18 protein-coding genes are annotated in these 9,518 nt (G+C 66.3%); 17 read left to right on the forward strand and 1 reads right to left on the reverse strand.

All coding sequences use genetic code 11. The features are described 5' to 3' along the window. Positions 1 to 3: 3 nt before the first annotated feature. From rpsC to EV668_RS19185, 17 genes are all read left to right on the forward strand, one after another. Positions 4 to 720 carry a 30S ribosomal protein S3 gene (gene rpsC / locus EV668_RS19105; RefSeq protein ID WP_133773098.1) on the forward strand — a complete coding sequence of 239 codons (717 nt, stop codon included), beginning with the start codon at positions 4 to 6 and terminating at the stop codon, positions 718 to 720. A gap of 31 nt (positions 721 to 751) precedes the next feature. Then, complete coding sequence (rplP, locus tag EV668_RS19110; RefSeq protein ID WP_133773100.1) at positions 752 to 1,165, forward strand: 50S ribosomal protein L16; 414 nt, start codon at positions 752 to 754, stop codon at positions 1,163 to 1,165. A gap of 5 nt (positions 1,166 to 1,170) precedes the next feature. Beyond that, the gene (gene rpmC / locus EV668_RS19115; RefSeq protein WP_133773102.1) at positions 1,171 to 1,410 is read left to right on the forward strand and encodes a 50S ribosomal protein L29; all 240 of its coding nucleotides are present in this window, start codon (positions 1,171 to 1,173) and stop codon (positions 1,408 to 1,410) included. A gap of 11 nt (positions 1,411 to 1,421) precedes the next feature. After that, positions 1,422 to 1,694 carry a 30S ribosomal protein S17 gene (gene rpsQ / locus EV668_RS19120; RefSeq protein WP_133773104.1) on the forward strand — a complete coding sequence of 91 codons (273 nt, stop codon included), beginning with the start codon at positions 1,422 to 1,424 and terminating at the stop codon, positions 1,692 to 1,694. A gap of 159 nt (positions 1,695 to 1,853) precedes the next feature. Beyond that, positions 1,854 to 2,222: a 50S ribosomal protein L14 gene (gene rplN / locus EV668_RS19125; protein ID WP_133773106.1), complete on the forward strand. Its 369-nt coding sequence runs from the start codon at positions 1,854 to 1,856 to the stop codon at positions 2,220 to 2,222. Beyond that, positions 2,222 to 2,539, forward strand: a complete 318-nt coding sequence (gene rplX, locus EV668_RS19130; protein ID WP_133773108.1) for a 50S ribosomal protein L24 — start codon at positions 2,222 to 2,224, stop codon at positions 2,537 to 2,539. The genes rplN and rplX overlap by 1 nt, the downstream gene beginning before the upstream one ends. Continuing rightward, positions 2,532 to 3,131 carry a 50S ribosomal protein L5 gene (gene rplE, locus EV668_RS19135; RefSeq protein WP_425359639.1) on the forward strand — a complete coding sequence of 200 codons (600 nt, stop codon included), beginning with the start codon at positions 2,532 to 2,534 and terminating at the stop codon, positions 3,129 to 3,131. The genes rplX and rplE overlap by 8 nt, the downstream gene beginning before the upstream one ends. Before the next feature lie 43 nt (positions 3,132 to 3,174). After that, positions 3,175 to 3,480 carry a 30S ribosomal protein S14 gene (gene rpsN / locus EV668_RS19140; RefSeq protein ID WP_133773110.1) on the forward strand — a complete coding sequence of 102 codons (306 nt, stop codon included), beginning with the start codon at positions 3,175 to 3,177 and terminating at the stop codon, positions 3,478 to 3,480. Positions 3,481 to 3,493: 13 nt separating this feature from the next. Then, the gene (gene rpsH, locus EV668_RS19145; RefSeq protein WP_133773112.1) at positions 3,494 to 3,892 is read left to right on the forward strand and encodes a 30S ribosomal protein S8; all 399 of its coding nucleotides are present in this window, start codon (positions 3,494 to 3,496) and stop codon (positions 3,890 to 3,892) included. 37 nt (positions 3,893 to 3,929) lie between these two features. Then, positions 3,930 to 4,463, forward strand: a complete 534-nt coding sequence (gene rplF / locus EV668_RS19150; protein ID WP_133773114.1) for a 50S ribosomal protein L6 — start codon at positions 3,930 to 3,932, stop codon at positions 4,461 to 4,463. A 12-nt stretch (positions 4,464 to 4,475) separates the two neighbouring features. Beyond that, positions 4,476 to 4,838, forward strand: coding sequence for a 50S ribosomal protein L18 (rplR, locus tag EV668_RS19155; protein WP_133773116.1), 363 nt, complete (start codon positions 4,476 to 4,478; stop codon positions 4,836 to 4,838). Between the two features lie 71 nt (positions 4,839 to 4,909). Then, positions 4,910 to 5,512 carry a 30S ribosomal protein S5 gene (gene rpsE, locus EV668_RS19160; RefSeq protein WP_133773118.1) on the forward strand — a complete coding sequence of 201 codons (603 nt, stop codon included), beginning with the start codon at positions 4,910 to 4,912 and terminating at the stop codon, positions 5,510 to 5,512. A gap of 10 nt (positions 5,513 to 5,522) precedes the next feature. Further along, positions 5,523 to 5,717 carry a 50S ribosomal protein L30 gene (gene rpmD, locus EV668_RS19165; protein WP_208111586.1) on the forward strand — a complete coding sequence of 65 codons (195 nt, stop codon included), beginning with the start codon at positions 5,523 to 5,525 and terminating at the stop codon, positions 5,715 to 5,717. 11 nt (positions 5,718 to 5,728) lie between these two features. Then, a complete protein-coding gene (gene rplO / locus EV668_RS19170; protein ID WP_133773120.1) occupies positions 5,729 to 6,208 on the forward strand; it encodes a 50S ribosomal protein L15 in 480 nt (159 codons plus the stop codon). A 217-nt stretch (positions 6,209 to 6,425) separates the two neighbouring features. Next, a complete protein-coding gene (gene secY / locus EV668_RS19175) occupies positions 6,426 to 7,763 on the forward strand; it encodes a preprotein translocase subunit SecY (protein WP_133773122.1) in 1,338 nt (445 codons plus the stop codon). Positions 7,764 to 7,875: 112 nt separating this feature from the next. After that, entirely contained in the window at positions 7,876 to 8,466 is a 591-nt protein-coding gene (locus EV668_RS19180; protein ID WP_133773124.1) for an adenylate kinase, read from the forward strand. 73 nt (positions 8,467 to 8,539) lie between these two features. Then, positions 8,540 to 9,031, forward strand: a complete 492-nt coding sequence (locus tag EV668_RS19185) for a carboxypeptidase regulatory-like domain-containing protein (protein WP_133773126.1) — start codon at positions 8,540 to 8,542, stop codon at positions 9,029 to 9,031. 6 nt (positions 9,032 to 9,037) lie between these two features. Here EV668_RS19185 and EV668_RS19190 read toward each other — a convergent pair whose 3' ends face one another. Continuing rightward, positions 9,038 to 9,502, reverse strand: a complete 465-nt coding sequence (locus EV668_RS19190; RefSeq protein ID WP_133773128.1) for a hypothetical protein — start codon at positions 9,500 to 9,502, stop codon at positions 9,038 to 9,040. Between the last annotated feature and the right edge of the window lie 16 nt (positions 9,503 to 9,518).

Raw genomic sequence — 9,518 nt, forward strand, 5'->3', positions numbered from 1 at the left:
CCGATGGGTCAGAAAGTCAATCCGGTCGGGCTGCGGCTCGGCATCAACCGGACCTGGGATTCGCGCTGGTTCGCCAACAAGGGCGAGTACGCGAAGCTCATGCACGAGGACATCGCCATCCGCGAGATGCTCACGAAGCAGCTCAAGCAGGCGGCCGTGTCGAAGATCGTCATCGAGCGCCCGCACCGGAAGTGCCGGGTGACGATCCATTCGGCTCGCCCGGGTGTCGTCATCGGCAAGAAGGGCGCGGATATCGACAAGCTGCGCAAGCTCGTCGGGCAGATGACGAAGGCTGAAGTCGCCATCAACATCGTCGAGGTCCGCAAGCCCGAAGTCGACGCGACGCTGGTCGCCGAGTCGATCGCTCAGCAGCTCGAGCGCCGCGTCGCCTTCCGTCGCGCCATGAAGCGCGCCGTGCAGTCGGCCATGCGTCTCGGTGCCCAGGGCATCCGGATCAATTGCGCCGGTCGTCTCGGCGGCGCTGAGATCGCGCGGATGGAATGGTATCGCGAGGGCCGTGTGCCGCTGCATACGCTGCGCGCCGATGTCGATTACGGCACGGCGACCGCGTTCACGACCTACGGCACGTGCGGCATCAAGGTCTGGATCTGCAAGGGCGAGATCCTCGAGCACGATCCCATGGCGCAGGACAAGCGGATGAACGAGGAGGCCGGAGCCCGGTCGACCGGACGCCGGCCCTCCGCCGAGCAGGCCGCCTGAGCGGCCTGACGCAGAGCTAAGGTAGAAGCAGATGCTCTCCCCGAAGAAGACGAAGTTCCGCAAGCAGTTCAAGGGACGCATTCACGGCGTCGCCAAGGGCGGCACGGACCTCAATTTCGGCCAGTACGGCCTCAAGGCTCTCGATCCCGAGCGCGTGAATGCGCGCGAGATCGAAGCCGCCCGTCGCGCGATCACTCGCGAGATGAAGCGTATGGGCCGCGTCTGGATCCGCATCTTCCCGGATGTGCCGGTCTCGTCGAAGCCGACCGAGGTCCGCATGGGCAAGGGCAAGGGCGCGCCGGAATTCTGGGCCTGCCGCGTCAAGCCTGGCCGGATCATGTTCGAGATCGACGGCGTGTCGGAGGAGATCGCCCGTGAGGCGCTCCGTCTCGGCGCCGCCAAGCTGTCGGTGCGCACGCGCTTCGTGCAGCGCATCGCGGAGTAGGAGCGATGAAGTCCAAAGCCCGTTTCGGGGACCTGTCCCAACTCTCCTCCGATCAGTTGCAGGATGAACTCCTGTCGCTGAAGAAGGAGCAGTTCAACCTGCGCTTCCAGCGTGCCACGGGTCAGCTCGAGAACACCTCGCGCATCCGGGTCGTCCGGCGCGATATCGCCCGCATCAAGACGCTGCAGTCGCGGCAGCGCGTCGCCGCGAAGTCGGGGGCCGAGGCCTCCGCCGCCGGCGCGTAAGGAGAGAGACCATGCCGAAGCGCGTCCTTCAGGGCGTCGTCGTCAGCGACAAGACCGACAAGACCATCGTGGTCAAGGTGGAGCGCCGCTTCACCCACCCGGTGCTCAAGAAGACGGTCCGCCGGACGAAGAACTACCACGCTCACGACGAGGCCAACGTCGCCAAGACCGGCCAGACCGTCGAGATCGAGGAGTGCCGGCCGTTTTCGAAGACGAAGACGTGGCGCCTGGTCACCACGGCCGCTCCCGAGAGCGACGCCGCGGCGGAAGCGCCGGCCAGCTAAATTATTTCGCTTCGACCGGACAGCTTTCGGTCGACATGAGCCGGGAGGCGCGCTAAAGGGCGCGCCTCCCGCTAATTTATGCATTGGGGACCCAGATCCCCGTCAGGCGTAGTCGAGCTATCGGCTCGAAACCGGCTGAGACACAGAAAGGGTTTGGACATGATCCAGATGCAGACGAATCTGGATGTCGCCGACAATTCCGGTGCGCGTCGCGTGATGTGCATCAAGGTGCTCGGCGGCTCGAAGCGCAAGACGGCCGGTGTCGGCGACATCATCGTCGTCTCCGTGAAGGAGGCGATCCCGCGCGGTCGCGTCAAGAAGGGCGACGTGATGAAGGCGGTCATCGTGCGCACCGCCAAGGACATCCGGCGTCCCGACGGATCCGTGATCCGGTTCGACAAGAACGCGGCCGTCCTGATCAACAATCAGAAGGAGCCGGTCGGCACCCGTATCTTCGGACCCGTTCCGCGTGAGCTCCGTGCGAAGAACCACATGAAGATCATCTCGCTGGCCCCCGAGGTGCTGTGATGGCTGCCAAGATCAAGAAGGGCGACCGCGTCGTCGTCCTGACCGGCCGCGACTCCGGCCGCACCGGCGAAGTGATCCAGGTGATGCCCAAGGACGAGCGTGCGCTCGTGCGTGGCGTCAACGTCGTCAAGAAGCATCAGAAGCAGACGATGAACCAGGAAGGCGGCATCCTCTCGAAGGAAGCCCCCATTCATCTGTCGAACCTCGCGATGGCCGATCCCAAGGATGGCAAGCCGACCCGTGTCGGTTTCCGCGTCCTCGACGACGGCCGCAAGATCAGGTTCGCGAAGCGTTCCGGAGATCCGATCGATGGCTAAGGCAGACAAGACTCCGAACGCCGAGGGCGCCCCGGTGAGCATGGACGGTTACGTTCCGCGGCTTCGCAAGCACTACGACGAAGTGGTTCGCCAGAAGCTGGTCGAGGAATTCGGCTACAAGAACCCGATGCAGGTTCCGCAGATCGAGAAGATCGTGCTGAACATGGGCGTCGGCGAGTCGACGGCCGATTCCAAGAAGGCCTCCGTGGCCGCCGGCGATCTCGCGCTGATCGCGGGCCAGAAGCCCGTCATCACCCGCGCCCGCAAGGCCATCGCGACCTTCAAGGTCCGCGAGAACATGCCGATCGGCGCGAAGGTCACGCTGCGCAAGGCGCGCATGTACGAGTTCCTCGATCGCTTCGTGACCGTGGCGCTGCCGCGGGTGCGGGACTTCCGCGGCCTCAACCCCAAGAGCTTCGATGGTCGTGGCAACTACGCCATGGGCATCAAGGAGCATCTCGTGTTCCCCGAGATCAACTACGACAAGGCGGAGCAGATCTGGGGTATGGACGTCATCATCGCGACGACGGCCAAGACCGACGACGAGGCGCGCGCGCTCCTCAAGCACTTCAACTTCCCGTTCCGGCAGTGACGGACGTCTGAACGACCGTCAAACGCGGACACCGGAGAGACAGATGGCAAAGAAGAGTTCAATCGAGAAGAACAAGAGGCGCCAGGCGATGGTCCTGCGCTTCGCAGCGCGGCGCGCGGCTCTCGCCGCGACGGCGAACGACGATTCGCTGTCGATGGAGGAGCGGTTCGAGGCGCGGATCAAGCTCGCCGAGCTGCCGCGCAACTCGGCGAAGACGCGCATCCGCAACCGCTGCGAAGTCACGGGGCGGCCGCGGGCGTATTACCGCAAGCTCGGCATGTCGCGGATCGCGCTCCGGGAGCTCGGCTCCCAGGGGATGGTCCCCGGCCTCGTGAAGTCGAGCTGGTAAGGGAGGACGGACGATGTCGATGAACGATCCTCTCGGCGATATGCTGACGCGCATCCGCAATGCGCAGATGCGCAAGCGCAACACGGTCTCGACCCCCGGCTCGAAGCTGCGCGCCCGCGTGCTCGACGTGCTGAAGGCCGAAGGCTACATCCGTGACTACGGTGCGACCGATTACGGCAATGGCCGTTCGGAATTCGTGATCGAGCTGAAGTACCACGAGGGCGAGCCGGTGATCCGCAAGATCGGCCGTGTCTCCAAGCCCGGTCGTCGGGTCTACGCCTCGGTCGATGCCCTGCCGCGTGTCGCGGACGGACTCGGTGTCACGATCGTCTCCACGCCGCAGGGCGTGATGGCCGATCATGAGGCGCGCGAGAAGAACGTCGGCGGCGAGGTGCTGTGCCAGGTCTTCTAAGACCGGCACCGCCTGACAGAACGGAATGGAGGCGAGAATGTCTCGCGTGGGTAAGAAGCCGGTGACGGTGCCGTCTGGTGTGACGGCTACGATCGACGGCCAGTTGGTGAAGATGAAGGGCTCGAAGGGCGAGTTGTCCTTCCTCGTGCCGGAGCTCGTCTCCGTCGAGATCAAGGACGGCGCGGTGTCCGTGCAGCCTCGCGATCAGTCCAAGCAGGCGCGAGCCTTCTGGGGGCTCTCGCGGGCGCAGGTCGCCAATCTCGTCGAGGGCGTCTCGAAGGGCTTCGAGAAGCGGCTCGAGATCAACGGCGTCGGTTATCGCGCCGCGATGGCGGGCAAGTCGCTGAAGCTCTCGCTCGGCTACAGCCACGACATCGACTACGCGATCCCGGACGGGATCACGATCGCGACGCCGAAGCCGACGGAGATCGTCGTCACCGGGATCGACCGTCAGAAGGTCGGTCAGGTGGCTGCCGAGATCCGCGAGTATCGTGGCCCCGAGCCCTACAAGGGCAAGGGCGTCAAGTACGCCGGCGAGTTCATCTTCCGCAAGGAAGGCAAGAAGAAGTAAGGACGCACGACCATGGCTGAGAAGAAGGGCGCCGAAGATCGGCGCAAGGCTCGGGTCCGCCGCGCGATCCGCAAGGCAGCGAATGGCCGTCCGCGGCTGTCGGTGTTCCGCTCCTCGAAGCAGATCTACGCTCAGGTGATCGACGATGCCGAGGGTCGTACCCTCGCTTCGGCCTCGACGCTCGAGAAGGATCTGAAGGGCTCGCTCAAGACGGGCGCGGATGTCGAAGCGGCCAAGGCGGTCGGCAAGCTCGTCGCCGAGCGCGCTTCGGCCGCTGGCGTCAAGCAGGTCATCTTCGACCGCTCGGGCTATATCTATCATGGGCGCGTGAAGGCGCTCGCCGATGCCGCTCGCGAGAGCGGCCTCGAGTTCTGACGGCGGTCATCATTCACCAGCGTCGAAGCGAGCGGGCCGCCGCCCGCGTTCGAGTTCAGACGGGATAGGACATGGCAAGAGAACCTCAATCGGGCGGGGATGGCCGCCGCTCCAACCGCGATCGGCGTCCCGATCGCGAGGAGCGTGATTCGGAATTCGTCGACAAGCTCGTCCACATCAACCGCGTGGCGAAGGTCGTGAAGGGCGGTCGGCGCTTCGGTTTCGCGGCGCTCGTCGTCGTCGGCGACCAGAAGGGCCGCGTCGGCTACGGCCACGGCAAGGCGCGCGAGGTGCCTGAGGCGATCCGCAAGGCGACCGAAGCAGCCAAGCGCGGCATGATCCGCGTCGCGCTCCGCGAAGGCCGCACGCTGCATCACGACGTCAACGGTCGCTGGGGCGCCGGCAAGGTGGTGCTTCGCGCCGCCCCGCAGGGCACCGGCATCATCGCTGGCGGCCCGATGCGCGCCGTCTTCGAGACGCTCGGCATGCAGGACGTGGTCGCGAAGTCGCTCGGCTCCTCGAACCCGTACAACCTGGTCCGCGCGACCTTCGACGCGCTCCGCCGTGAGGACAGCCCGCGGGCGGTCGCCGCACGCCGGGGCCTCAAGGTTTCCGCCCTTCAGACCCGCCGCCGCGACGCCGACCTGTCGGACGGCGCTGGCGCGGACGCGTGAGGAGGCGACCATGGCTGAGAAGACCATCACGGTCGAGCAGATCGGCTCGCCGATCCGCCGCGAGGGCAGCCAGCGCAAGACGCTGGTCGGCCTCGGACTGAACAAGCTGCATCGCCGCTCGACGCTTCCCGATAATTCCTCCACGCGGGGAATGATCGAGGCCGTCAAGCATCTCGTCCGCGTCGTCGACGCGCCCCGCGGCTGAAGGAGGCTCCGATGAGACTCAATGAGATCCGCGACAACGAGGGCGCGGTCAAGGAGCGGATGCGCGTCGGACGCGGCATCGGCTCGGGCAAGGGCAAGACCGGCGGACGTGGCGTGAAGGGACAGAAGTCCCGCACGGGCGTCGCCATCAAGGGCTTCGAGGGCGGCCAGATGCCGATCCATCGGCGCCTGCCGAAGCGTGGCTTCACGCCGCCGAACGCGAAGGATTACAACGAGGTCAACCTCGGACGGATCCAGATCGCGATCGACGCCGGCAAGCTCGACGCCTCGCAGCCGGTCACGGTCGAGACCCTGGTCGCTGCCGGCGTGGTGTCGAAGCCGCGCGACGGCGTCCGCATCCTCGGGCAGGGTGAACTCAAGGCGAAGCTCGCCTTCGAGGTCGCCGGCACGTCGAAATCGGCTGCCGAGGCGATCGAGAAGGCCGGTGGTTCGCTGAAGGTCCTGGGCGGCGAAGCACCCGCCGAGGCGTAACAACGTCGTCGTGGCCGGGTTCGGCCCAGCCGTCTCCGCCGTGCGCCTCAGGGCCGCGAGGAGATGGCCGGGACGAGCCCGGCCATGATACTGTTTGGACACAGGCCCGCCCCGTGACGACACGTCCGGCGTTCAGGGCTTGAGTGGACGACCGGGCTGGACCATGTCAGCCGGGTCATAGGGCGGCCGTCGGCAGGCCGCGTTTCGGGAACAGACGATGGCATCCGCAGCCGAGCAGCTCGCCTCCAACCTGAACTTCGGGGCCATCGCCAAGGCCGAAGAGCTCAAGAAGCGCATCTGGTTCACGCTCGGTGCGCTGCTGGTCTATCGTCTCGGCACCTACATCCCGCTGCCCGGCATCAACACCGAGGCGCTCGCCCAGAGCTTCAAGCAGGCTTCGGGCGGTGTCCTGGGCATGTTCAACATGTTCTCGGGCGGCGCGGTCGAGCGCATGGCGATCTTCGCGCTCAACATCATGCCGTACATCTCGGCCTCGATCATCGTTCAGCTGCTGACGTCGGTCATCCCGACGCTCGAGGCGCTGAAGAAGGAGGGCGAGTCGGGCCGCAAGGTCATCAACCAATACACCCGCTACATCACGGTCGTCCTCGCGATCTTCCAGTCCTGGGGCATCGCCGTGGGGCTTCAGGCGTCCGGCAACATCGTCCAGGAGCCGGGGCCGTTCTTCCTGATCTCGACGGTGATCACGCTGACCGGCGGGACGATGTTCCTGATGTGGCTCGGCGAGCAGATCACGAGCCGGGGCATCGGCAACGGCGCCTCGCTGATCATCTTCGCGGGCATCGTCGCCCACCTGCCGTCGGCCGTCGCCGGCACGCTGGAACTCGGCCGGCAGGGCGCCATGTCGACCGCCGTGATCTTCAGCGTCGCGGTCATGGCGATCTTCGTCATCGCCTTCATCGTGTTCATGGAGCGGGCGCAGCGCCGGCTCCTGATCAACTATCCGAAGCGGCAGGTCGGCAACCGGATGTACGAGGGGCAGACCTCGTTCCTTCCGCTGAAGCTGAACACGTCGGGCGTGATCCCGCCGATCTTCGCATCGTCGCTGCTGCTCCTGCCGGCGACCTTCGCGAGCTTCTCGGCGGATCAGACCGGCGGCGGCTGGGTGCAGACGCTGTCGGCCTTCCTGGGGCACGGCAGGCCCGCCTACATGATCCTGTACGCGGCGCTGATCGTGTTCTTCGCCTTCTTCTACACCGCGATCGTGTTCAATCCGCAGGAGACGGCGGACAACCTCAAGAAGCACGGCGGCTTCATCCCGGGCATTCGGCCCGGCGAGCGGACGGCGGCACAGATCGACTACGTCCTGTCCCGGATCACGGTCATCGGCGCGGCCTATCTCGTGGTGATCTGTCTCCTGCCCGAGGTTCTGGTCGCGTATTTCGCGCTGCCATTCTACTTCGGCGGAACCTCGCTTCTGATCGTCGTGTCGGTGACGATGGACACGGTCGCGCAGATCCACGGGCATCTGCTCGCGCATCAATACGAGGGCCTCGTGAAGAAGGCCAAGCTGCGCGGCGGCCGGCGGCGCTAGGGAAGTCGGCGATCCGGCTTTGCCACGGCAGGCTGTCATCTTAAGAACGTAATGATGCCGGCGCTGGAGCGGCGGCAGGTCGGGCGGGGGTCCGGCCGCTCGGGGAGCGAAGATGAGACTGATCCTGTTGGGGCCTCCCGGAGCGGGGAAGGGGACGCAATCGACGCGCATCGTCGAGCGTTACGGCATTCCCCAACTGTCGACGGGGGACATGCTGCGGGCGGCGGTGACGGCCGGCACGCCGATCGGGCTCGAAGCGAAGAGCGTGATGGCGCGCGGCGACCTCGTCTCGGATGACATCGTCGTCGGCATCGTGGCGGATCGGATCGAGGAAGAGGACGCGAAGGGCGGCTTCATCCTCGACGGCTTTCCGCGCACGGTCGCGCAGGCCGAGGCGCTCGACGCGATGCTGGCCAAGAAGGGCATCGAACTCGACGCGGTGATCGAGCTCAAGGTCGACGAGGACGCCCTGGTCGGTCGGATCGAGAAGCGCGCCAAGGACACCGAGGCGCGCGGCGAGCCGGTGCGCAAGGACGACAACCCGGAAGCGTTCCGGATCCGCCTCGACGCCTATCGCAGCCAGACCGCGCCGCTCTCGGACTACTACCGCGACCGTGACATGCTGCACGAGACCGACGGCATGGCGCCGATGGACGAGGTGACGGCTGCGATCGAGACGATCCTCGCCGCTCACGCAGCCTGACGCCTTTCGAGAGAAATTCTTGACGCCGATCCGGACTGTTGCAGAATGACGCAATGGTCTGGGGACGGCGGGCATGTTGCGTTGGATCGTGGCGGCGTGTTGCGTCTGCCTCGCGGGCTGCCAATCGCGGACGATCGGCGAGGTCTTCGACGCGAAAGAGGCGTCCTTCGTCCTCGCCAAGGGCACCGGCCGGATCGACGGCCAGGCCTTCCTGCGCCGCGATTACGGAAAGCTGGTCACGGCGGCCGGCGAGAGGGTCTTCCTCATTCCGGCGACCCGCTACACGATCGCGCGGTTCAACGCGATGTTCGATGGCGACCTGCGCTCCTATTTCGGGAACGACGTGGATGCGCCCCCGCCCGACTACTACACCTATCGGCGCGAGACGAAGGTCGACATGCGCGGTCGCTTCGTCTTCGAGGACCTCGCGGCGGGCCGCTACATCGTCGCGACGCGCGTGTTCTGGACGGAGCCGACATCGTATCTGACGCGCGGCGGCGCCATCTACGACATCGTCGAAGTGAAGAAGGACGAGACGGTCACGGTCATCGTGTCCGGAAAGTAGCCGGCCCTACCCCTCGCGGGGCCTCGGCAGCTCCTCGGAGATGGTCGCGAAAATCTGGCGGAGCCAGTTTTCGGCCTCCTCGGCCCGGGCCTCCGCCTCCTGGGTCCTGATCTCGGCGAGCTGGGCGCGGGCTTCGGCGGCGCGCGCGCGATCCTCGGCCGCCTTCACCTCCTCGGCCGCGCGGCGGATCACAATCTGAACGCGCGCGTCGCCGTCCCTGGCCCGCTCGTCGGCGGCCCTGATGCTGGCCGCCGCCTCGTGGACGAGCTCGAGCGCCGCTGCCACGTCGCGGGAGGTCAGGATGCTCGGGCGCTCGCGGCCGGGTTCGGCGCGGCCCTCCCGCCACGTCGGCGTCAAGCGCAGGATCTTGTCGAAATCCTCGGGCGTGAGGAGCGGGCCTCCGGCGCGGCTACGCACGGGGGCCGCGTCGTCGTCATAGCCGCTGCCATGGATCCGTGCCGCGTCGGTCACGCTCGCCCCTGAGATC

Source organism: Enterovirga rhinocerotis, from assembly GCF_004363955.1.
GTDB lineage: Bacteria > Pseudomonadota > Alphaproteobacteria > Rhizobiales > Beijerinckiaceae > Enterovirga > Enterovirga rhinocerotis.

Excerpts from the sequence above, each read along its gene's own strand:
- rpsQ (WP_133773104.1), top strand. The coding sequence starts at position 1,422 with ATGCCGAAGCGCGTCCTTCAGGGCGTCGTCGTCAGCGACAAGACCGAC.
- rplR (WP_133773116.1), top strand. The coding sequence starts at position 4,476 with ATGGCTGAGAAGAAGGGCGCCGAAGATCGGCGCAAGGCTCGGGTCCGC.
- rplO (WP_133773120.1), top strand. The coding sequence starts at position 5,729 with ATGAGACTCAATGAGATCCGCGACAACGAGGGCGCGGTCAAGGAGCGG.
- rpsC (WP_133773098.1), top strand. The coding sequence starts at position 4 with ATGGGTCAGAAAGTCAATCCGGTCGGGCTGCGGCTCGGCATCAACCGG.
- rplP (WP_133773100.1), top strand. The coding sequence starts at position 752 with ATGCTCTCCCCGAAGAAGACGAAGTTCCGCAAGCAGTTCAAGGGACGC.
- EV668_RS19185 (WP_133773126.1), top strand. The coding sequence starts at position 8,540 with ATGTTGCGTTGGATCGTGGCGGCGTGTTGCGTCTGCCTCGCGGGCTGC.
- secY (WP_133773122.1), top strand. The coding sequence starts at position 6,426 with ATGGCATCCGCAGCCGAGCAGCTCGCCTCCAACCTGAACTTCGGGGCC.
- rpmC (WP_133773102.1), top strand. The coding sequence starts at position 1,171 with ATGAAGTCCAAAGCCCGTTTCGGGGACCTGTCCCAACTCTCCTCCGAT.
- EV668_RS19180 (WP_133773124.1), top strand. The coding sequence starts at position 7,876 with ATGAGACTGATCCTGTTGGGGCCTCCCGGAGCGGGGAAGGGGACGCAA.
- rplE (WP_425359639.1), top strand. The coding sequence starts at position 2,532 with ATGGCTAAGGCAGACAAGACTCCGAACGCCGAGGGCGCCCCGGTGAGC.
- rplX (WP_133773108.1), top strand. The coding sequence starts at position 2,222 with ATGGCTGCCAAGATCAAGAAGGGCGACCGCGTCGTCGTCCTGACCGGC.
- rplN (WP_133773106.1), top strand. The coding sequence starts at position 1,854 with ATGATCCAGATGCAGACGAATCTGGATGTCGCCGACAATTCCGGTGCG.
- rpsN (WP_133773110.1), top strand. The coding sequence starts at position 3,175 with ATGGCAAAGAAGAGTTCAATCGAGAAGAACAAGAGGCGCCAGGCGATG.
- rplF (WP_133773114.1), top strand. The coding sequence starts at position 3,930 with ATGTCTCGCGTGGGTAAGAAGCCGGTGACGGTGCCGTCTGGTGTGACG.
- rpsH (WP_133773112.1), top strand. The coding sequence starts at position 3,494 with ATGTCGATGAACGATCCTCTCGGCGATATGCTGACGCGCATCCGCAAT.
- rpsE (WP_133773118.1), top strand. The coding sequence starts at position 4,910 with ATGGCAAGAGAACCTCAATCGGGCGGGGATGGCCGCCGCTCCAACCGC.
- rpmD (WP_208111586.1), top strand. The coding sequence starts at position 5,523 with ATGGCTGAGAAGACCATCACGGTCGAGCAGATCGGCTCGCCGATCCGC.